The 22,369-nt window shown below is 57.8% G+C and carries 18 protein-coding genes and 1 pseudogene; 14 read left to right on the top strand and 5 right to left on the bottom strand.

The features are described from left to right. From ASF13_RS24175 to ASF13_RS03850, 3 genes and pseudogenes are all read left to right on the top strand, one after another. Window positions 1-98 (top strand): annotated as a pseudogene (locus tag ASF13_RS24175) (hydrolase); the annotation flags it as partial. A gap of 40 nt (window positions 99-138) precedes the next feature. Then, complete coding sequence (locus ASF13_RS03855; RefSeq protein WP_056232789.1) at window positions 139-723, top strand: antibiotic biosynthesis monooxygenase; 585 nt, start codon at window positions 139-141, stop codon at window positions 721-723. Then, on the top strand, window positions 716-2,584 hold the full coding sequence (locus tag ASF13_RS03850; protein WP_056232787.1) for an amidohydrolase: 1,869 nt from the start codon (window positions 716-718) through the stop codon (window positions 2,582-2,584). The genes ASF13_RS03855 and ASF13_RS03850 overlap by 8 nt, the downstream gene beginning before the upstream one ends. Window positions 2,585-2,649: 65 nt before the next feature. Here the strand turns inward: ASF13_RS03850 and ASF13_RS03845 are convergent, their stop codons facing one another. Then, complete coding sequence (locus tag ASF13_RS03845; protein ID WP_056232785.1) at window positions 2,650-3,051, bottom strand: VOC family protein; 402 nt, start codon at window positions 3,049-3,051, stop codon at window positions 2,650-2,652. A 151-nt stretch (window positions 3,052-3,202) separates the two neighbouring features. Between ASF13_RS03845 and ASF13_RS23200 the strand changes: the two genes are divergently transcribed. Beyond that, window positions 3,203-3,340, top strand: coding sequence for a HipA N-terminal domain-containing protein (locus tag ASF13_RS23200; protein ID WP_082502274.1), 138 nt, complete (start codon window positions 3,203-3,205; stop codon window positions 3,338-3,340). 121 nt (window positions 3,341-3,461) lie between these two features. On the opposite strand, the gene ASF13_RS03840 is transcribed toward ASF13_RS23200, so the two are convergent. Continuing rightward, window positions 3,462-5,834 carry a membrane-bound PQQ-dependent dehydrogenase, glucose/quinate/shikimate family gene (locus tag ASF13_RS03840; protein WP_056232784.1) on the bottom strand — a complete coding sequence of 791 codons (2,373 nt, stop codon included), beginning with the start codon at window positions 5,832-5,834 and terminating at the stop codon, window positions 3,462-3,464. A gap of 468 nt (window positions 5,835-6,302) precedes the next feature. On the opposite strand from ASF13_RS03840, the gene ASF13_RS03835 reads away from it, so the two are divergent. The 8 genes from ASF13_RS03835 to ASF13_RS03800 all read left to right on the top strand — a co-directional run bounded on the left by ASF13_RS03835 (window position 6,303) and on the right by ASF13_RS03800 (window position 15,545). Continuing rightward, window positions 6,303-7,370, top strand: a complete 1,068-nt coding sequence (locus ASF13_RS03835) for a LacI family DNA-binding transcriptional regulator (protein ID WP_056232782.1) — start codon at window positions 6,303-6,305, stop codon at window positions 7,368-7,370. A 452-nt stretch (window positions 7,371-7,822) separates the two neighbouring features. After that, on the top strand, window positions 7,823-8,533 hold the full coding sequence (locus tag ASF13_RS03830) for a hypothetical protein (protein ID WP_056232780.1): 711 nt from the start codon (window positions 7,823-7,825) through the stop codon (window positions 8,531-8,533). Window positions 8,534-8,937: 404 nt separating this feature from the next. Further along, on the top strand, window positions 8,938-9,474 hold the full coding sequence (locus tag ASF13_RS03825; protein WP_056232779.1) for a fimbrial protein: 537 nt from the start codon (window positions 8,938-8,940) through the stop codon (window positions 9,472-9,474). Between the two features lie 51 nt (window positions 9,475-9,525). Then, on the top strand, window positions 9,526-10,209 hold the full coding sequence (locus tag ASF13_RS03820) for a molecular chaperone (RefSeq protein WP_056232776.1): 684 nt from the start codon (window positions 9,526-9,528) through the stop codon (window positions 10,207-10,209). 45 nt (window positions 10,210-10,254) lie between these two features. Continuing rightward, a complete protein-coding gene (locus tag ASF13_RS03815) occupies window positions 10,255-12,840 on the top strand; it encodes a fimbria/pilus outer membrane usher protein (RefSeq protein WP_082502273.1) in 2,586 nt (861 codons plus the stop codon). Window positions 12,841-12,854: 14 nt separating this feature from the next. After that, window positions 12,855-13,925, top strand: a complete 1,071-nt coding sequence (locus tag ASF13_RS03810; RefSeq protein ID WP_056232774.1) for a fimbrial protein — start codon at window positions 12,855-12,857, stop codon at window positions 13,923-13,925. Between the two features lie 48 nt (window positions 13,926-13,973). Continuing rightward, the gene (locus tag ASF13_RS03805; protein ID WP_158239899.1) at window positions 13,974-14,702 is read left to right on the top strand and encodes an EAL domain-containing protein; all 729 of its coding nucleotides are present in this window, start codon (window positions 13,974-13,976) and stop codon (window positions 14,700-14,702) included. A 507-nt stretch (window positions 14,703-15,209) separates the two neighbouring features. Beyond that, window positions 15,210-15,545, top strand: coding sequence for a hypothetical protein (locus ASF13_RS03800; RefSeq protein WP_056232770.1), 336 nt, complete (start codon window positions 15,210-15,212; stop codon window positions 15,543-15,545). Window positions 15,546-15,608: 63 nt separating this feature from the next. On the opposite strand, the gene gorA is transcribed toward ASF13_RS03800, so the two are convergent. After that, window positions 15,609-16,961: a glutathione-disulfide reductase gene (gorA, locus tag ASF13_RS03795; protein ID WP_056232768.1), complete on the bottom strand. Its 1,353-nt coding sequence runs from the start codon at window positions 16,959-16,961 to the stop codon at window positions 15,609-15,611. Between the two features lie 284 nt (window positions 16,962-17,245). Here gorA and rnz point away from each other — a divergent pair, with 284 nt between their 5' ends. Continuing rightward, entirely contained in the window at window positions 17,246-18,160 is a 915-nt protein-coding gene (rnz, locus tag ASF13_RS03790; RefSeq protein WP_056232766.1) for a ribonuclease Z, read from the top strand. 183 nt (window positions 18,161-18,343) lie between these two features. Here rnz and ASF13_RS03785 read toward each other — a convergent pair whose 3' ends face one another. Together ASF13_RS03785 and ASF13_RS03780 are read right to left on the bottom strand one after the other, a co-directional pair. Continuing rightward, a complete protein-coding gene (locus ASF13_RS03785; RefSeq protein WP_056232764.1) occupies window positions 18,344-19,186 on the bottom strand; it encodes a 23S rRNA (adenine(2030)-N(6))-methyltransferase RlmJ in 843 nt (280 codons plus the stop codon). A 92-nt stretch (window positions 19,187-19,278) separates the two neighbouring features. After that, complete coding sequence (locus ASF13_RS03780) at window positions 19,279-20,100, bottom strand: CPBP family intramembrane glutamic endopeptidase (protein WP_056232762.1); 822 nt, start codon at window positions 20,098-20,100, stop codon at window positions 19,279-19,281. A gap of 226 nt (window positions 20,101-20,326) precedes the next feature. On the opposite strand from ASF13_RS03780, the gene prlC reads away from it, so the two are divergent. Further along, complete coding sequence (gene prlC / locus ASF13_RS03775; protein ID WP_056232760.1) at window positions 20,327-22,369, top strand: oligopeptidase A; 2,043 nt, start codon at window positions 20,327-20,329, stop codon at window positions 22,367-22,369.

Below are 22,369 nucleotides of genomic sequence, written 5' to 3'. Positions count from 1 at the left end.
CGGTGATGGACCTGGTGCGCGAGCACAGCGGCGCCTACGGCATGGGCGTTGATTACGCCTACACCCTGGTACACAAAGCCCCGGCCCGTAAAGCCTGATAACGCAGCCCCCTGACGGGGGCATGTAAAGGAGAGCACCGTGGATTATCCGCATCAGCCCGATCACGTCACCCTGGTGATCACCCACCGCCTGCTGGCGGGGAAGCAGGAAGAGTATCAGCGCTGGCTGGAAAAAGTGATGCCGCAGGCGGCGCTGTTTGAGGGGCACCTTGGGGTGAACGTCCTGCGCCCGGTACACGGCGAGCAGACGTGGACGGTGCTGATACGATTTGACAGCCTGGATAATCTTTACCACTGGATTAACTCTGAACAGCGTAAGGCGCTGCTCACCGAGCTGCCGCAGCTGCTGTGCGGGCCGGAACATATTGAGGTGCGCCCGGGAGCCGCTTTCTGGTTTACGCCACCGACAGCAGAACGCCATCCGCCGAAAAAGTGGAAGCAGTTTCTGCTGACGCTGGCGGTGATCTTCCCCTCCACTAACCTGGTGCCGTGGTTCTGGCATCAGCTGCTGCCGGCGGCAACCGGCACGCTGTGGGGACATTTTCTTAACGATGCCTGTGTTGTCGCATTAGTGGTGTATATCTGGATGCCGGCACTGACCACCTTACTGAAAAACTGGCTGGCCCCGCGCGGCAGCAAAGCCCTGGAGAGTAACGATGAATAACGCCTCACTGATTCTGACCAACGGTAAGTTCCACACGGTGGACCGTGAAAACCCGCTGGCGACGGCGGTAGCGATTAAAGACGGTAAATTCCTCGCGGTGGGCAGCGAAGCGGAGGTGATGCAGTTTGCCGGTGAGGCAACGCAGGTGGTGGATCTGCACGGCCACACCGGTATTCCAGGGCTGAACGACTCGCACCTGCACCTAATCCGCGGCGGTCTGAACTACAACCTTGAGCTGCGCTGGGAGGGCGTACCCTCGCTGGCCGACGCGCTGCGCATGCTGAAGGAGCAGGCGCTGCGCACGCCAAACCCGCAGTGGGTGCGGGTGGTGGGCGGCTGGAACGAGTTCCAGTTTGCCGAGCGCCGCATGCCGACGCTGGACGAGATCAACGAAGCAGCACCGGATACGCCGGTGTTTATCCTGCACCTGTACGATCGTGCGCTGCTCAACCGCGCCGCGCTGAAGGTGGTGGGCTACACCCGCGACACGCCAAACCCGCCGGGCGGCGAGATCCAGCGCGACGGCAACGGCAACCCGACCGGCCTGCTGATCGCCCGTCCCAACGCGATGCTGCTCTACTCAACCCTGGCGAAAGGACCGAAACTGCCGCTGGATCAGCAGGTGAACTCGACCCGCCAGTTTATGCGCGAGCTGAACCGACTCGGGCTGACCAGCGCCATTGATGCCGGCGGCGGTTTCCAGAACTACCCGGACGACTATGAAGTCATCAGCGAGCTGCACGCTAAGAAGCAGCTGACCGTGCGCATCGCCTATAACCTGTTTACCCAGCGGCCGGGCCACGAGCTGGAAGATTTCGAGAAGTGGACCGATATGCTGTCGCCGGGCCAGGGTACCGATTTCTACCGCCATAACGGCGCGGGCGAGATGCTGGTGTTCTCCGCCGCCGACTTTGAGGACTTCCTTGAGCCGCGCCCGGATCTGGCGCCGGGTATGGAAGATGAGCTGGAGCGCGTGGTGCGCCATCTGGTGGAGCACCGCTGGCCGTTCCGCCTGCACGCGACCTATAACGAATCGATTAGCCGCATGCTGAACGTGTTCGAGAAGGTCAACCGTGAGATCCCGTTTGACGGCCTGCACTGGATCTTCGACCATGCGGAGACCATTACCGAAGCCAATATTGAGCGCGTGAAGGCGCTGGGTGGCGGCATCGCGGTACAGCACCGCATGGCCTTCCAGGGCGAATACTTTGCCGAGCGCTACGGCCATGAAGCGGTGAAGCAGACGCCGCCGGTGGCGAAGATGCTGGAGATGGGCGTGCCGGTCGGGCTGGGCACCGATGCCACCCGCGTGGCCAGCTATAACCCGTGGACCGCGCTCTACTGGCTGGTTTCCGGCCGTACCGTCGGCGGCATGGCGATGTATGACGTGAACGCCCGTCTGGATCGTGAAACCGCGCTGATGCTGTGGACCCAGGGCAGCGCCTGGTTCTCCAGCGAGCAGGGCAAGAAAGGGCAGATTAAGGTGGGGCAGCTGGCCGACCTGGCCATTCTGTCAAAAGACTACTTCAGCGTGCATGAGGAAGAGATCAAAGGCATCGAGTCGGTGATGACCGTGGTGAACGGCGACGTGGTGTATGCTGCCGGCCGCTTCAGCCCGCTGTCACCGCCGCCGATCGTCGTGCTGCCGGAGTGGTCACCGGTGGTGACGGTGCCGGGTCACTGGCGTTCTGCGCCGCCGCAGGCCCACGGCCGTGCCGCTTTTGCTTCACAGCCGCACCAGTGCAGCGGTCCGTGCGGCGTGCACAGCCACTCGCACGATGTCGCCCGCCACTCCGGCGTGCCGGTATCTGACGATAATGCCTTCTGGGGCGCGCTGGGCTGTTCGTGCTTTGCGTTCTGATTAAGTGACTGAGGGAGGGCCGTGTGCGAGAGCATACGGCTTTTTTTATTACAAAACGGACAGCATCAGCCCTGCGCGTTCTGATAGAGATCCCAGCGGTTACCGTACAGGTCCTCAAAGACCACCACGGTGCCGTACGCTTCCTCGCGCGGTGCTTCGCAGAACGTCACGCCGTTTTCCTTCATCGCCGTGTAATCCCGCCAGAAATCATCGGTCTGCAGGAACAGGAATACGCGGCCTCCGGCCTGATCGCCGATAAAGCCTGACTGCCGTTCACTGGAGGCGCGTGCCAGCAGCAGATTGCAGTCGCTTCCGGGAGCTGGCGTCACCACCACCCAGCGTTTGCCCGGCTGCGGGGTGTCTTCCACCAGGGTAAAGCCCAGTTTCTGGGTGTAGTACTCAATTGCCCTGTCGTAGTCATCAACCACGATTGCCACATAGCCGAGACATCTTTTTTGGGTGCGCATCGCTCTTTCCTCCTGTAAGTATCTTGCCCTGTCGAATGATATTTCGACCTCAGATTGCTCCTCTTTGAACATTTAATGTTCATTATTTTATTTTGTATTGATATAGGGTTTTGTGCTGATTTCGATCTGTATTGGTTAATTTTTTGCGTCACTGGCACCGGAAGGATGGTTGAAGGGGCGCTATTGTCAGCTACAGAAAATCGATGAGCACGATATCCTCGGGCTACTGGCCAATAACGGTATAAATATGCCCGGTGCAGTGCAGATTAGTGCAGCGAGTAGCGTGTAAGGGGACCAGAGCAGGCCCGGCTGAGTGCAATACTTTTGCGGGTATTATCCAACATGGAAAATAAAAAAACAGGCCAGCATCAGCTGGCCTGTGACGTACAACGGATTGTGAACCTGAATCCTTACGGCAGCGCGTAAGCGATCACGTCATCACCGCGGTTATCGTTGGTGCCGGTACGGGTTGCGCCGCCGGCCACCACCACGATGTACTGCTTACCGTCTTCGCCGATATAGGTCATCGGAGCGCCCTGTCCACCCACCGGCAGACGGCCGCGCCACAGCTCTTTACCGGTGTTGTTATCCAGCGCGCGCACAAAGTTGTCCAGCGAGCCGTGGAAGAAGGTCAGGCCGCCTTTGGTGACCAGCGGGCCGCCCATGGTTGGCATACCCAGCGGGATTTCGAGACCCGGCGCCACGCCGTGGATTGGTGCATCTTTGATGGTGCCCATCGGTACCTGCCAGCGGGTTTTACCGGTCGCCAGGTCAATGGCAGTCATGGTACCAAACGGCGGTTTGAAGCACGGCACGCCCAGCGGTGACATAAACATGCCGCGTTCAACGCCCCACGGAGTGCCCAGCTGCTCGGAGTATTCGCCTTCGGTGGTCGCCTGCAGGCCGCGACGGTCGGCATCCTCACGTTTGATAAACTGGCCCCACTGCGCCATACGGATATCGTTAACGATCAGCGTGCCGGTTGACGGGTCAATCGCGCCGCCGCCCCAGTTAAAGCCGCCGTAGTAGCCCGGGTAGATCAGCGTGCGCTGCTTATCAGACAGCGGGGTAAATTCGCCTTCCCAGCGCATCTGTTTAAACTGCACGCGGCAGTAGAGCTGGTCGAAGATCGACGCGCCCCACATATCCGACTCTTTCAGCGCCGCGGTACCGACGGAGATGGCGGAGTACGGCTGGGTGGCGGCCACTTTCATGCCCGGCATCGCGTCGGTGGAGACCTTACGCTCTTCGACTTTGACCACCGGCTTACCGGTACGGCGGTCGAGCACGAACACCTGGCCACGCTTGGTCAGCTGGATCAGTACCGGCGTGATGCTGCCGTCTTTGCCCGGCATATCATAGAGGATCGGCTGGGAGGAGACGTCGTAGTCGAACTGATCCTGGTTGGCGGTGCGGAAGTGCCACACCTCTTTACCGGTCTTCAGCTCAACCGCCACGATCGAGTCGTTATACTCGTCAGAGTAGGCGTGACGGTTGCCGGTCCAGAAATCAGGCGTCTGGTTGCCGGTCGGGAAGTAGGCAATGCCCAGTCTGGCGTCATATGCTGCAGTACCCCAGAAGTTCGGCGTTTCAATCGGGTACGTCTCTCCCTCTGGCAGCGGGGTGCTGTCGGTTGCACCGCGCGATGCGTCCCACGCCCACACCAGTTTACCGCTGCGCGCGTCATAGCCGCGCACCACGCCGGAGGCTTCGCCTGTGGTCAGGTTGTCGTTCAGCTTGCCGCCGACCATCACGATACCGTCGGCCACCAGCGGTGCGGAGGTCAGATAGTAGGAGCCGTGCGCGCTGGCACCGAGGCCGTTCAGCAGGTTAACAAAGCCTTTATCACCGAAGCTTTCGTCAAGCTGGCCGGTTTCCGCATCCAGCGAGAAGATGCGGCCATCCACGGTGGTGCTGATAATGCGCTTGTTACCGGCGATGGCCGGCGCGGTGCCGTCCTGCGGAGCCGCGCTCAGCTCGGTATACGCCACGCCACGGCAGCGTTTCCAGGTTTTGTTGCCTGAGGTCTCTTCGATTTTCGGATCGAAGCGCCACTTCTCTTTGCCGGTGACAGGATCGAGCGCCATCACCTTGTTCAGAGGCGTACAGACGTACATGGTGTTGCCGACTTTCAGCGGCGTGGTCTGGTATTCCGAACCGTTAACCGCCAGATCGCCGGTGTGGTAAGTCCAGGCCACCTTCAGGTCTTTCACGTTGGTGGTGTTGATCTGGTTAAACTGGGCAAAACGCTGGCCTGCGGTATTACGGCCATACGCTCCCCAGTCGTTACCGCTGTCATCCGACGCGGTTTTATCCAGCACCGGGAGCGGTTCACCGCTGGCTTCCACTTCCGCGTGCGGGCGGAACATGCCGGCAAAGATGGCCACAATGGCTACCAGCAGCGCCGCTGACAGGCCGCCTGCGGCCTTGCAGGCGATCGCCCGCGATCCATCTTTTTTACGCAGCAGCGGCGCGGACGCCGTTGCCAGTAGCGCCACCACCAGGAAGGTGACGGTACGCGGCACCAGCTGCCAGAAGTCGGTGCCGACTTCGCTAAACGCCCAGACCAGGCTGACCACTAACAGCAGCCAGGCAACCACCAGCGCCCAGCTGCGCTTTTTCATCAGGCCGAAGCCGGTGGCGGCCATCGCCAGGCCGGCGGGCAGATAGAACCACGCGCCGCCGAGCGCGATCAGATACGCGCCGCCGCCGGCCAGCGCCAGGCCCATCAGCAGCAGAAGCGCGCCGATGAGAGTAACCACAATATTACTGCTGTTTTTCATGATAACTATTTTCCATGCTAAGCGATTTCCCGTGTCGGGAGGTGATTGAAAACGACCATTGCTACGAAAAATGAAATTTATTTATCTTTGTTATGGTTTTGATGCGAAAAATCTTTCGCTTCATGCACACAATCTTTTTTTTAACAATCTGCCTAATCACCTGTTTTCAAATCAAAAAATTCACGCAATAAAAGTATGGCTTTATGCGAATTTAGGGGTTTTAAAACAGTGGGTTGCAGAACAAATGTGAGCGGGATCGAATATTATCTGACTTTGCTACCGTTGGCAAAGGAGTTTGCCAACGGTAGCAAAATAAAACATCGCAGCAACATCATGTTGCGAGATAGTGTGGTGGCACGAGCGAAAAATGGAGGTGCACCACACATTCGCTACGGCAACCTGTTGAGATGCGGTGGGATCCTTTATTCTGAGCACATGACTTCAGCATCCCGGACCCATTGGTAAGCCATGACAAACAACAGCGTAAAAGAGAAGCAGGCGCAAAAATCCACCGCCAGCGATGTGGCCGAACTGGCCGGGGTTTCGAAATGGACGGTGTTACGTGCGTTCAAATCCGGAGCATCCATTTCACCTGAAGCCCGTGAGCTGGTGATGAACGCCGCCAACAAACTGGGCTTCCGCCCTAACCTGCTGGCGCGCGGCTTAAAGCAGCGCAAAACCAACATTATTGGCGTGGTCACCGATGAGTTCAGCAATCCGCATACCCTGAAGATGCTGCAGGAAACCACCCGCCAGCTAAACGAACGCGGCTATATGGCGCTGCTGCTCAACGTCGACTCCGGGGAAAATTATCAGTCGGTGATGCAGATGGCCGGGCAGATGCAGGTAGACGGGCTGCTGTTCCTCGCCACTATTTTCAGCGATGAGCTGATTACCACGGCGGAGACGCTGCACCATATTCCGTCGATCCACGTCTGCCGCAGTACCAATAATGCCGATGTGGAAGCGATCAGCGTCGATGGTTTTGCGGCAGGAACGGAGATCGCCAGGCTGCTGCTTGGTCAGGGCTATCAGCGTTTTGGCTACCTGAAGGGGCTGAACAATGCGACCACCGAGCTGATGCGTCTGGAGGGGTACGTGGCCTGTCTGGAAGAGGCGGGGCAGTCGCTGCATAAGGTGCTGGAAGCCGGCCATTACGATCGCGATCTGGCTTATAAGGTCACGCTTGAGTACCTGAAGAAAACCCGCGGCGCGGATCGCATCGACGCGCTGTTCTGTGAGAACGACGTGCTGGCCTTTGGAGCCATGCAGGCGATCCGCGACTTTGGCCAGGGAACGCATATCGGCGTGGTCGGTTTTGATGACGTGGCCGAAGCGCACTTCCCGGCGTGGCACCTGACCACCTGGGCGCAGCGCAGCGATCTGCAGATTGCCGAAGCGCTGAACCGCCTGCTGGAAAACCGTGCCGACGACAGCGGCGCGTGGCGGCGCGGGGAGCTGAAGTTGCGCCACTCACATCTGGGTAAAGGCGTGCTGCCGGACATCGCCCAGTGTGGTTGTGCCAGCCGACACTAAGAACAACCTGCCCCTGGCTGACCACGCCGCCTGGGGCAGATCATCTGTCTCCGCCCCTGCCATCGTCACAGCGACGGTCATCGCCCACAATATTATCATCACCAGAGACACCGCTACCCTGGCAGTGACTGCCCTCGCCACCCGCCCCTGGCAGGGAGGATGACCTCTTCCTGATGACCGTGTCGCGTCGCGGGCTGAGTTTGCCAAAGGGGTACCCGTGAGTAGCAGGTCATATTACCTTCCCGCCATATTAATGCTATCTTCTGCTGCACTAAGGCCGAACGGACAGATTCCGTGCCTGGTAAAAACGCTGTGATGTTATTACAATACGCCCCCTGATTTTTCAGTTTTATAGTGGCGGGGGCTGTTTATCATCTGTCATTGTAACAGCGCGACCGGTCTGCAAAGACACAGCATATAATTCCAATTACATAAAGGGACAATGCGTCCAGATGACAACGTTATCGTATAAGGAAATTAAAAAAACTGACCGCTATGAAATTCTGGCGCTGTTGCGTGAAGCCATGAAAAAAAGCGGCAGCGTTGAATTCCTCGTTCAGGGTCGCACCCTGAGCTGCCAGTTCCTGCACATTGATACCCAGGTTTTTAGTATCAGCCGGATGGAGGAGTTGCAGTCGGTGACTATGCCGGTTGAGGTGGTAATTAAAGGCAGCAGTGAGAAAATCGCTTTTACTACCTTCCAGATCGTGGAGAAAGAAGCGCCGGACTCTCTGACGTTTAATTTCCCGGCGGAAATTATTGTGACCCAGCGCCGCAGTGATATCCGCATAACAATACCGGAACGTTATAATTTCATCTGCGAGGGGCGTTTCCGCGACGGTTTCAGTCACCGACTGCGGGTGAAAGATCTGTCACGCAATGGCATCGGTTTACAGTATGAAGAAGCGTTACCTGAGCTGACGCGGGCGGGCATGCTGCTGAAAAATATGCTGGTCGATTTTGGCAACCTTGGCCAGTTCACCATGGATCTCACCGTATTGAGCATTAAAGAGATTACCGAACTTAGCCCCGAAAATCGCGAACACAGCTATCACATTTTCTCCTGCGCGTTCCACAAGCCCGCCAGCGGCTTCCTGCGTAAAATGGAAGAAACGGTGATGGGCATCATGCTGGAAGAGAAGCGGATGCGCCGTCTGCGCTAATCCGTAGTGCAGTGAACTTCAGACTTTCCCTCAACATCCTGCAGCGTTGTTTACTCTTTAACCGCCCGTTTATGCCGCCAGGCGTAAATGGGTGGGCCTGTTCTGCATCATTTTAAAAAAAATAAACTCAAATATTTACTTTTTCTGCACTTTCCTGACAAAGCGCGTTGTTAATAATCAATGACTTACGTTGTTTGATAGATTTTGCCTGTTAATCTTTATGGTTAATGAATTTTAACCAATATATAAGTCAAATCCGACAGGATATATTCCGCTTCGAAATCAGAGTATTCCTACTCTCCCATCTGCAGCCTCTGGTAAACAACAGAATGAACGCGTGGTGGAAAAAAATGGAATTCTCAAAATAAATCAATCATCTAAGCGTTGTTTTTCTGGAGATAAAAATGAAAAAAATCCTGTTATCTGTGGCTGCAGCAGCCATCGCTCTGACCGCAGTAAACGCACAGGCTGCTAACGGCACCGTTGCTTTCACCGGCCAGATTGTTAAAGCGACCTGTACAGTTGATAACGACAGCAAAAACCAGAGCGTGTTCATCGGTAAATACCCGACTACCGCGTTCAGCGCCGCCGGTGACGTGACCGCCTCTAAAGCGTTCAACATCAAGCTGGTTAACTGTGACACCGGTTCTTACAGCCTGCGTTTTGACGGCCCGACTCTGGCTGGCTACCCGAACCTGCTGGCCGTAAGCGCAGCGACCGGCGTGGGTATCGAGATTCTGTCTAACGACGAGAAAATCATCCCAATCAACCAGACTGCATCCACCACTGCACTGGCTGCTATCACCAACACCGCAGCGTCAGGTTCTACTGCTAACGGCACCGCGACTTTCAACCTGAAAGCGCGTTACAAGTCGACTACCGCTAACGTGACTGAAGGCGCGGCAAACGCCAGCTCTACCTTCACCATCGAATACAACTAATTAGTTAAACTGTGCTGCCAGGGATGGCGCACATTAAGAAGAGTTGAACGCATGAAAAAATTACTGGCCGCCGCCCTGTGCTGTGTTTCTCTGAGTGCCGCTGCAGGTATTCAGGTTGATGCAACCCGCGTGATTTACAACGGCGATACCAAGTCGGCTTCACTGGATATCCATAACGACCAGAACGACACCTATATGGTGCAGACCTGGCTGGATCACGGTGACGCGACCAAAATGCCGAAAGATATCCCGATTCAGGTGGTACCACCGGTGTTAAAACTGGCCGGTAAAAAAGAAGCCGTACTGCGCTTTATTTATTCAGGTAACGGGCTGCCGCAGGATCGCGAGTCGGTATTCTGGGTTAACGTGCAGGAAATTCCGCCGGCACCAAAAGAAGAAAACGTACTGCAAATTGCCGTGCGCACGCGAATTAAGTTGTTCTACCGCCCGGCCGGCCTGAATACCACCCTGCAGCAGCAGGCTGAGGCGCTGAAATGGCACCGTCAGGGTAGCCAGCTGGTGGTGGATAATCCGGGGCCGCTTAATGTCACCCTGGGAACCATTACGATTAAAAACAGTGCGGGCAAAGAAGAGAAGGTTAACGCAGAAATGGTTAAAGCATTCAGTAATGCGACGATCAAACTGCCGGCCGGCACTGAAAACAGTAAGCAGTTTACTTTCACCTTTATCAATGATTTTGGTGGCAACACCCAGGTGAAAGATATCCGTCTGTAATTGATGGAGCCATGATTTGCATTTATCGCATCGGATGAGAAGATTATGTTTTATTCAGCGGGCAGGGAAAAAGCAGGTCGCCAGGGAACGCGCAAGTTTCCCCTGAAGCGCGCGCTGGTGTCCACGCTGCTGCTGCTGAAATTCTCTCCGACGCTGGCAGAAGAACAGTTCAATACCTCATTCATTCACGGCGATGCCTCCAGCGTTGCCGCGCTGTCCGCCAGTGATGATATTCTGCCTGGCAGCTATCCGTTTGATATTTATGTCAACGCAGAGCGAGTCGATCATAAAGACGTCGAGTTTCGTAAAACCGATCCGGCTAAACCGATTCAGGTGTGCATCCCGGTAAAAGATTACCTGGCCTACGGCATTGAGCTGCAAAAGCTGAGTGGCGATCCGGCGGACTGTTTTGACCTGCCGGCCCATCTGCAGGGTGCCAGCGTGACCTATGACGCGGCCATCCAGAAAGTGGATATCTCGGTTCCGCAGATTTTCATGATCCCGACGCCAAAAGGGGCGATCTCATCGCGCCTGTATGACGACGGTATCAACGCCGCCTTTATCAATTACAACTTCAGCGGTTCTAAAAATCGCACGAAAAACAGCGGCGACAGCGATTATCTCTACACCTCGACCCAGAATGGCCTGAACCTTGGCCGCTGGCGGCTGCGCAATAATTCAAACTGGCAGAAACAGAGCGAAGGCCCCGGTAAGCTGACCTCGGTCGCCACCTGGGCGGAAACCGATATCGTACCCTGGCGCTCCAGGGTGCAGCTCGGGCAGCGCAGCACCAGCAACGCGGTGTTTGACAGCTTCCAGTTCCGTGGCGTGCAGCTGTTCAGCGTGCCGGAAATTCTGCCGGACAGCCTGCGTGGCTATGCACCGGTGGTTCGCGGCGTGGCTCGCACCAATGCACGGGTGGAGATCCGCCAGAACGGCTATACCGTTTACAGCACTAACGTCGCCCCCGGCCCGTTTGAGCTGAGCGATATCTACCCCAGTACCCTGAGCGGTAACCTGGCGGTGACGGTGTTTGAGGCGGACGGTTCAAAACAGAACTTTATCGTGCCGTTCTCGTCGATCAGCAACATGCTGCGCGCCGGCATCTGGGAATACGCGCTGACCGCCGGTAAATATCAGGACGGCAGCGGAAACAGCTACCAGCCGCGCTTTATTCAGGGCACGGTTTCCCGTGGTATGGGCGGTGACTACACGCCGTACGGCGGGCTGCTGGTGGCGGATCACTACCGTTCGGCGGTACTCGGCGTGGGTAAAAGCCTCGGCATGTTCGGTGCGGCATCGTTCGATACCGCCTGGTCTGATACCGAACTGGCCAGCGGCGACCGCAAGCAGGGGGCCAGCTTCCGCTTCCTTTACTCCAAGTCGCTGAACGCCATGGGTACCGAGCTGCAGATCGCCGGTTACCGCTACTCTACGTCCGGCTACTATGACTTCAGCGATGCGGTCACCGAGCGTGCCAGCTATGAGAACGGCCAGTACCGCAATGAGTATGATGACACCACGGCGAGCAGCGACGGCACGCCATCCTGGGCAAATACCACTAAAAATTATTATTATTCCGATCGTTACAACAACAAGCGTCAGCGCGTTGAGCTGACGGTCAGCCAGCATCTTGGCCCGGTTTCGCTCTATTCAACGCTGACCAACCAGACTTACTGGGGCAGCGGCAATCGCGACCGTACCCTGCAGGTCGGGCTGAACAGCATGTACAAAGACGTCAGCTATGGCCTGTTTGTCCAGGACAGCCGCAGTAACTATGGCCAGAAAGATCGCACCATGAACCTCACGCTGTCGGTGCCGTTTACCGTCTTTGGCCAGAAGCCGGTGACTGCCAGCCTCAACATGGCGCACAGCAAGCAGAGCGGCGACAGCTACAGCACCGGCATGGGCGGTTCGCTGCTGGATGACAACCGCCTGAACTACTACCTGCAGACCGGCCATGCGGAGAACGGCGGGCAGACCACCATGGCCGACGTGGGCTATATGGGCAGCATGGGTAACGCGCAGGTGGGGTACAGCTGGAATGAGAACTACAGCCAGAGCTCGCTGAACCTGAGCGGCGGCGTGCTGGCGCACCGCGGCGGCGTAACTCTGTCGCAGCCGATGCAGAACACCATTGTGCTGGTGGAAGCCAGAGATGCCAAAGGCGTGCGGCTGGAAAACCAGCCTGGCGTCGCCGTTGACCGCTTTGGTTACGCGGTGATGACCTCGGCCACCGCTTACCGTCACAACCGCGTGGCGCTCAACACCGAAGATATCGGTGCCGGGCTGGATATTCCGCTGGCAGCAAGAGACGTGGTGCCGACTTACGGTGCCATCAGCCGGGTGACCTTTGAAACCCGCACCGGGCAGAGCTTGTTGCTGCACCTGAAAATCGCCGAAGGTAACTATCCGGCAATCGGGGCTACGGTGTTTAACGATGCGGGTGCCAATATCGGTACCGTGGGAACCACCGGTACGGCATATGTCTCCGGCGTCAGTGAACATCAGCATCTGCAGGTAAAATGGGGCGAGGGTGCCGGCTCTGCCTGTGAAGTGGTCCTGCCTGGCTTTAAGGATCTGAACGCGGCGGGTTATCAGGAACTCAGTCTGGCTTGTACGCCAAAATAATAAGGATACGCTTGATGTTTTTGCACGCTTTTCGCGGCGTAAAGGTGGCCGGTTACACGCTGCTGGTGCTGGTACTGAGCCTGTTTTCACTCAACAGTTACGCTTTGTCCTGCAAAGATGCCTCTACCGGTTCGATCTCTGAGGTCATTACCCTCAACCAGGCGATTGAGGTTTCCACCGCTAACCTGACGGCGGGCACCGTGCTGTGGCGATCGCCGGTCTATAACTCCACCTTTAAGTGCGAGGATACCAACGGCTATCCGAGTGGTGAGAACGCCTATCTCTACTGGGATCCGTTGACGCAGATGCAGAGCATCGACCCCTCTATTGAGGTGGGTGTCACCTACAACAGTATTGATATTAAACCGACGGCGGGAACCAAAACCGACGTGGGCAGAGGGACTGTATGTAACTATGGCTGGTATAGAAATAATTATGGTTACTGGGTGCAGGGCTGCATGTCACCTGCCACGCCTCAGACAGTTAAGGTCAGTTACTCGATTTATATCAAAGCCACCGGCAAATCCGCACCGTCCAGCGGTAAGATTACCAATACCGGACAGTACCCGGTCTTCCAGGTGGATGGCGTTCTGGGGCTGAACAGCACACCAAACAGTAACTTCCGCGCCTACATCGCCGGGCTGGGCAATATCCGCTTTATCTCCTGCTCGCCGCAGATCAGCGTCTCGGGCAACAGCGGTTCGACGGTGAACTTTGGCACCATCGCCTCCGGCAGAGCCCAGGCGGGCGTCACCGAGAAGCAGGTGCCGTTCTCGGTGGTGGCTAACCTGACCGGTGCCGGCCAGGATTGCCAGGGTAAAACGCTGGTGGCCAGCTTCAGTACCACCTATCCGACCAGCGGTACTGATATGATCATGCCTGCCAGCGACAGCGGATTTGGTATTTCGATCTCCACCGCCGATGCGCCAGCCAGTTTTATTCCGCTGAATACCAGTACTTCACTGGGTTATGTGAACGGGAGTGTGGTACAAAATAACTTTGTGGCCAGCCTGCGTTGGCTCAACAATTCGCCAAAAATAGGGACCTTCAATGCGTCGGCAAATGTGGACGTTACCTTTAAGTAGTGGCGCTAATGGTTCTGGCACAGGTGCGGCCTGCAGATGTGCCCGACCATGACATTTTCGGGCGAAATGCTGGAACCTGTGCCCCAGCCGGCGATTAAATACGTATTTCATCCGATGTTCAGCGCGCACGGTAAGCTGCTGGCCTTTGAGTGTTTGTCGCGCTTCAGCGCCGCACCGGTCAATGACAGTAACTTCGTCGAGCGCTATTTTTTGCATGCCAGCGCGGAAGAGCGCAACGCGATTCTGCTGGCGCAGATTGAACTGATCGAGGCGCACCAGCAGTGGTTTAACGATCGCGGCATTATCGTCACCCTTAACGTCGATGACCATACGCTCAGCCTGCTGGAGCAGAGCGAGGTGATGGACCGCATCAAGCAGATCGGCTGCATCCACTTTGAAGTCCACGAACTCTCTTCGCGCCTGTTCCGCCACCACAAGCTGCACAGCCTGCTCTCCAGCCACTACTCCCTGTGGCTGGATGACTTCGGTAACGGCATTGCCGAGATGAATATGCTGTCGGCCTACGCCTTCCGCTTTATCAAAATCGATAAGCACGTCTTCTGGAAATACTGGCAGGATGAACAGGGGCAGGCACAGCTGGCCTCACTGCTTGATGAGCTGCAGCAGAATCAGTTTAAGGTAGTGATTGAAGGGATTGAAACCATCGCCCAGCGCCAGTGGCTGGAAGATATGCCTTACTATGCGCTGCAGGGGCGGCTGTGGTGTGAAATGAGCATGGAAGAGCTGAAAGAACTGCCCGCCGTTAATGATGCCTGACCCGCCGTTATTTTAATCCTGCACACCTCCCTGTCTGTCCGGCGCGAGTCTCTCCCGCCGGATTTTTTATTTCTGCTCTGCTGAAATATCCACCGTTTGACACGTCGTGACGGCGAGACGCCACCGTATCCGCTGTTCCCCTGCTCGCCACCCTGCCGCGAAAACGCAGACGGAATGGTTACCCTATGCCAGATAAATTCATTTTTATCCTGTAAATGCCACTTCAGCGATCGATATTGTGTAATTGATAGATTTAAACATCAGACTTTTTGCTCTTAGTGTGTTTCGGAGTGTTCTTATTTCTGTGTATGCTGATGTCAACAAGAGGTGATGTGGCAACAGGAGCGTCAGGGGGGCCAAAGTAAACCCGCTGACCCGCGATAAAAAAGCGGTCTGACTACACACCCAATCAGTTACCGGTTTAACGGAATAAGCCCCTGATTTTTAAGTTTTTCTAAAGTCAGGATCGGTAGCAACGTCGCAAAGCGGATGTCGGGAGAGAAACTTATGACTGGTAAAAAAATGATGGTTTGCGGTAAATCTGTTCTGCTGGCAATGCTGCTGGCGGCAGGCGTGCAGGGCAGTGCATCAGCCAGCGAAAGTTTCGGCATCGGCGGCGGCCAGGTTAATTTTAGCGGCCAGATTTATCAGCCGGCCTGCCGGATCCAGGTCAGCCAGGCCAACGTGACCAGCGAATGTGCGGAGCAGGGTAAGTTCCGTCAGCGGGCGCTTAACGTCTCCACTACCAGGGCGCTGGCCTTTAACGATAACCGCACCGAAGCGCAGCTGGCCTGGCTGAGCACTGAAAAACGCGAAGGCATTCTGACCGTCAGCTACCGGTAAAAAGGCAAAAAAAAAACCCTGAAGCGACGATCGCTGCAGGGTTTTGTTATTCAGGATGGACGCTTAGCGCATGGTAACAAACTCTTCCGCACCGGTCGGGTGGATCGCCACGGTGTTGTCGAAGTCTTTCTTGGTAGCACCCATCTTCAGCGCCACCGCAAAGCCCTGCAGCATCTCATCCATGCCGTAACCGATGCCGTGGATGCCAACAATCTTCTCATCCGCACCGACGCACACCAGCTTCATGCGGCACGGCTGGCGGTGCTGGGTCACGGCGGTGTACATGGCGGTGAACGCGGATTTGTACACTTTCACCTGGTCGTCACCAAACTTCTCGCGGGCTTCCGGCTCGGTCAGGCCAACGGTGCCGATCGGCGGGTGGCTGAACACCACGGTCGGTACGTTGCTGTAGTCGAGATGTTCGTCCGGCTTGTTGTTAAACAGGCGCTCGGAGAGGCGACGGCCTGCTGCCACCGCCACCGGCGTCAGCTCCACCGCACCGGTGTTGTCGCCGACGGCGTAAACGCCCTCAACGCTGGTGTTCTGGTATTTATCGACGCTGATATAGCCTTTTTCGTTCAGCTTCACGCCAGCGGCTTCGATGTTCAGGTTATCGGTCATCGGCTCGCGGCCAATCGCCCAGATCAGGCTGTCGACGGTCTGTTCGCGGCCATCTTCCAGCTGCAGGGTCAGGCTGCCGTCGGCGTTTTTCACCACCGCTTTTGGAACGGCTTCGGTGTGCAGCGTCGGGCCTTCGGTATTGATCACCTCCAGCAGCGTGTCGACGATCAGCGGATCGAAGCTGCGCAGCGGCGCGTGCTTGCGCACGAACAGATGTGTCTCAGAACCCAGCGCGTTCAGTACTCCGGCGATCTCAATGGCAATATAGCCCGCGCCGACCACCGCGGTGCGTTCAGGCATCGCCTTAAGATCGAAGAAGCCGTCGGAATCGATACCGTATTCGGCACCCGGGATGTCTGGGTGGCTCGGACGGCCGCCGGTGGCGATCAGGATATGGTCAGCGGTAATTTTCTCGCCGTTCACTTCCACTGTGTGGGCGTCAACAAAGCGCGCGTAGCCTTTGATCACGTCCACTTTATTTTTACCCAGCACGTTGTCGTAAGAGGTGTGGATGCGGTCGATATAGGCGCTGCGGTTCTTCAGCAGCGTGTCCCAGTTGAACTGGTTAACGGTGGTGTCGAAGCCGTAGTCGGGGCCGTAGTGGTTGATCGCTTCGGCGATCTGCGCCGCATGCCACATCACTTTCTTCGGCACGCAGCCGACGTTGACGCAGGTGCCGCCCAGATCTTTTGCTTCAATCAGCGCACACTTTTGTCCATACATCGCCGCACGGTTAATCGAGGCGATACCGCCGCTGCCGCCACCAATGGCGAGGTAGTCATAATGTCGGGTCATGGTCAGGCTTCCGTTAAATGAGTGAAATCAGCTGGCAGAGAGTGTAACGCCTCCCGACCCATTGCCGCAAAGTTTGCACCTATGATTGTGATAGGGCGGGTGGGGGGATTAAGGAGAGTCGCCATGCTGCCGACTGCTGCCCGGCAGGAATGGCAGCGGAAAATGCGTCAGCGGGAGTGGCCCCGGCAGCGTAAATAGCTGGCGCGCGTCGGGTTGAGCGGGAAAATGCTATCATCAGGCCATTATGCCTGTTAACGGCATCGCTAATCAGGAGAGTGAAGGGGATGGAACTGCAATTTTTAGGCACCGGCGCGGGCACCCCGGGCCGTGAACGCAACGTCACCAGCATCGCACTGAATGTACAGGGAGCCCGTAGCGCCACCTGGCTGTTCGACTGCGGTGAGGCGACCCAGCACCAGATCCTGCGCACGGCGATCAGCCCGGCGAAGATTGAGAAGATCTTTATCACCCACCTGCACGGCGATCATGTTTTTGGCCTGCCGGGGCTGCTGACCAGCCGTTCGATGACGGGTAACACCGGACCGCTGACGCTGTATGGCCCGCAGGGGATTAAAACCTTTGTCGAAACCAGCCTGAGCCTGAGCGGATCGTGGCTGACCTTCCCGCTTTCGATCGTCGAAATCACCGCCGGAGAGGTGTGCAACGACGAACATTTCCGCGTCACCGCCTACCCAATGACCCATCCTGTAGAGTGCTATGGCTACCGCATTGACGAGCACGATAAGCCCGGCGCACTGGACGCGGAACGCCTGAAGGCGGACGGCGTGCCCGCCGGCCCGTGGTACTACGATCTGAAGCAGGGGCGCACGGTGATCCTCGACGACGGGCGGGCAATTAACGGCTGGGACTACGTGGGGCAGGCGACCAGAGGCCGCAGCCTGGCGATCTTTGGTGACACCGCACCGACGCCAGCGGCGGCGGAACTGGCCGCCGGGGTGGATGTGATGGTGCACGAAGCCACGCTGGAGCTGGCGATGCAGGAGAAAGCTAACGGGCGCGGGCACTCGTCAACGGTGCAGGCGGCTGAGGTGGCGCGCGCGAGCGGCGCTAAACGGCTGATCGTTACCCACCTCAGCTCGCGCTATCTGCGCCACGACTGTGAGCGGCTGCTCGACGAGTGCCGGGCGGTGTTTCCGGCCACCGAGATGGCGCATGACTTTGCCGTGTTTACCGTGTAACCATCACGGCATCAGCGGCATCAGCGGCATCAGCGGCATCAGCGGCATCACGGCATAAGCAGCATACGGGCATCAGTAGTATCCGGGCATCACCGGCGATAACCGCTACGTGGTCCTTTGCCGCAGGCAGCGCAGGCAGCGCCGCAAGCGCACAGGTCGGCCAGCATCTGCCCGCCAGACGGTTTACTCCGGCACGATCCAGCTGACCTTGCCAAACCCGGTGCCGCCCGGCACCAGGGTTTTCACCAGCCACGGCAGCACGTTGTTCATCTGCTGTTCCAGCTTCCACGGCGGGTTGATGACCACCATGCCGGAGGCGGTCATGCCGCGACGGTCGCTGTCCGGCAGCACGCCCAGTTCAATCTGCAGGATGCGGCGAATGCCGGTAGCTTCCAGGTCTTTAAACATGCGCTTGATCTGCTGGCGCATCACCACCGGATACCACAGCGCAAATACGCCGGTACCAAAACGCTTGTAGCCTTCATGAATGCCCTGCACCACCGCCTGGTAATCGCTCTTCATTTCGTACGGCGGGTCGATCAGGATCAGGCCACGGCGTGACGGTGGCGGCAGCTTGGATTTCAGCTGCTGGTAGCCGTCGGCGCGGTCGGTGCGGGCGCGATCGTCCTTCTGAAACTCGTTACGCAGCAGCGGGAAGTCGCTCGGGTGCAGCTCGGTCAGCTGCAGTTTGTCATCTTCGCGCAGCAGGTGACGGGCGATCAGCGGCGAGCCCGGGTAGTAGCGCAGCTTGCCGCCCGGGTTATAGTTCTTCACCGCGCTGATGTACGGTTTCATCTCTTCCGGCAGGTCGTCCTGCTGCCAGATGCGCGCGATCCCTTCCAGGTACTCGCCGGTGCGTTCCGCATGCTCACCGCTGAGCAGATAGCGCCCGGCACCGGCGTGGGTGTCGAGATAGAGATAGGGCTTATCCTTCTCATTCAGCGCGCTGATAATCAGGCTCTGTACGGTGTGTTTAAGAACGTCGGCATGGTTGCCGGCATGGAAACTGTGGCGATAACTGAGCATGTGCTGGGAAGTCCTGCGGGGTAAACGAGCGTGCCGCCAGCGTGGCGGCACAGGTTGCGCGTAGTATAACCAAAAAAACGCAGAAAAGCGCGTCAGCCCGCCCGTTGCCAGACCGGGTAAGTGAAGAACAGCAGGTGCAGCAGATTAAAGGCAAAGTGCACCAGCGTGCTGACCCACAGCCGCCCGCTCCACAGCCACGCCAGGCCATAGATAATGCCGGTAAGGAAGGCAAAGAACACCAGCAGCAGCCCGCCTGCAAAGTGCGCAAGGCCAAACAGGGCGGCGGCAATCAGCAGCGCCTGTTTATTCCCCAGCAGCTGGCTGAGCCGCTGCTGGATATAGCCGCGAAACAGCGCCTCTTCGGCCAGCGAGACGAAGAACAGATTAGCCAGCATAAAGGCACCCAGCCACTCAGGCCAGTGGGGTTCGACCCGCAGCCCGCCTGCCAGGGTGGCGGCCAGCAGCAGCAGCGGCATCGCTAACAGCAGCACCAGCCACCACAGCGCATTCGCGGGAGGGCACGACGGCCGCTTCAGCAGGGTGGGCAGGCACGCCAGCAGCAGAAACGGGATCAGGGCTTTGTCGAGATTATAGTAAAACGAGAAGGGCGCACTCTGCGGCCCGGCCTGTACCCCGGAGACCACCAGAGCGTTATTAAAGCCGGGGATCATATGCAGCATCAGCGCCACGCTGCCCACCACCAGCAGGATCTCACCGGGCAGCGCAAACTGGGTTCGCTGGCGGTGACAGCCACACCACAGCGCCACGCCGCCCAGTACCAGCAGCGCCACTATCGCCGGGGGGAGCAGCACGTGGCTGAAAACAGCGACCACCAGTGCCACCGCCAGCAGCACCAGCGCGCTGCTGAGGTGGAACGGCAGAAAGAATAAAGAGAGAGCCAGCACATACCACATTACACGTTTCCCTGTTGGTTTTATGGCGTTACAAAACGCAGCAGTATGCAATTTGTACTCTGAACAGGCAAAGCCGAAAGTGCGCACTTTAAGGTCATTAAGTCGTCGGGCTGTCGTTGAATCACCGCGCCACGCGCCACCGGCATTGATTTTCCTCAGCGATGGCCCCATGTTAAAAGGATTGTGCGCGCTAACGCACCCCATACACCGATTAAAGGACTGCGCTATGACCAATCCGTTACTCTCCGCCTTTACGCTGCCGCCTTTCTCCGCCATCCAACCCGAACACGTGGTTCCTGCCGTCAGCCAGGCGCTGGACGAGTGCCGCGCGGCGGTGGAAAAAGTCGTGGCGCAGGGCGCGCCCTACAGCTGGGATAACCTGGTGCAGCCGCTGGCAGAAGTAGACGATCGTTTAAGCCGTCTTTTCTCACCGGTCAGCCATCTGAACTCGGTTAAAAACAGTCCGGAGCTGCGTCAGGCCTATGAGCAGACGCTGCCGCTGTTGTCTGAATACAGCACCTGGGTCGGCCAGCATGAGGGGCTCTACCAGGCGTACCGTTCGCTGAAAGAGGGGGCCGCTTATGCCGGGCTGGACCTCGCACAGCAGAAAGCGGTGGATAACGCCCTGCGTGATTTCGAGTTGTCCGGTATCGGCCTGTCGAAAGAGAAGCAGCAGCGCTACGGCGAAATCGCCGCACGCCTGTCTGAGCTGGGGTCGACCTACAGCAACAACGTGCTGGATGCGACCATGGGCTGGAGCAAGCTGATAACCGACGAGAGCGAGCTGGCCGGCCTGCCGGAAAGCGCGCTGGCTGCGGCCAGAGCCCAGGCGGAAGCCAAAGAGCAGGACGGCTGGCTGTTAACGCTGGATATCCCAAGCTATCTGCCGGTAATGACCTATGCCGACAACGCCGCGCTGCGCGAAGAACTGTACCGTGCTTACTCTACCCGCGCTTCAGACCAGGGCCCGAACGCCGGTAAGTGGGACAACAGCGAAGTGATGGCGGAAGAGCTGGCGCTGCGCCATGAGCTGGCCCAGCTGCTGGGCTTTAAGTCGTTCGCCGATAAATCGCTGGCCACCAAAATGGCTGAAAACCCGGAGCAGGTGATCGACTTCCTTACCGGTCTGGCGACCCGTGCCCGCCCGCAGGGCGAGCAGGAGCTGGCGCAGCTGCGCGCCTTCGCGAAACAACAGCACGGCGTTGACGATCTGAATCCGTGGGATCTGACCTACTACGGTGAAAAACAGAAGCAGCACCTGTACACCATCAGCGACGAACAGCTGCGCCCTTACTTCCCGGAAGCGCGCGCGCTGAGCGGCCTGTTTGAAGTGGTGAAACGCATCTACGGCATCACCGCCAGCGAGCGTAAAGACGTTGATGTGTATCACCCGGACGTGCGCTTCTTCGACCTGTTTGACGAGAGCGGCGAGCTGCGCGGCAGCTTCTACCTCGACCTCTACGCCCGCGAGCACAAACGCGGCGGCGCGTGGATGGACGACTGCGTCAGCCAGATGCGCAAAGCCGACGGCAGCCTGCAGAAGCCGGTCGCCTACCTGACATGTAACTTTAACCGCCCGCTGAACGGTAAGCCGGCGCTGTTCACCCATAACGAAGTCACCACCCTGTTCCACGAGTTCGGCCACGGCCTGCACCATATGCTGACCCGCATTGAAACCCCGGGCGTTTCCGGCATCAGCGGCGTGCCGTGGGATGCGGTCGAACTGCCGAGCCAGTTTATGGAAAACTGGTGCTGGGAGCCGGAAGCGCTGGCGTTTATCTCCGGCCACTATGAGACCGGCGAGCCGTTGCCGCAGGAGCTGCTGGATAAGATGCTGGCGGCGAAGAACTACCAGGCGGCGCTGTTTATCCTGCGTCAGCTGGAGTTCGGCCTGTTTGACTTCCGCATCCACACCGAGTTTGACCCGGCGAAAGGAGCACGCATCCTGGAAACGCTGCGCGAAGTGAAAAAGCAGGTGGCGGTGGTACCGGGGCCGGAGTGGGGCCGTTTCCCGCACGCCTTCAGCCACGTGTTTGCCGGCGGCTATGCGGCGGGTTACTACAGCTACCTGTGGGCGGACGTGCTGGCGGCCGACGCTTACTCACGTTTCGAGGAGGAGGGCATCTTCAACCGCGAAACCGGCCAGTCGTTCCTCGACAACATCCTGACCCGCGGTGGTTCAGAAGAGCCGATGGAGCTGTTCAAACGCTTCCGTGGCCGCGAGCCGCAGCTGGACGCGATGCTGGAACATTACGGCATCAAGGGCTAG

Source organism: Erwinia sp. Leaf53 (genome assembly GCF_001422605.1).
Classification (GTDB): domain Bacteria; phylum Pseudomonadota; class Gammaproteobacteria; order Enterobacterales; family Enterobacteriaceae; genus Erwinia.
Note: the sequence above shows the minus strand (reverse complement) of the source record. Positions and strands in the feature narration are given on the sequence as shown.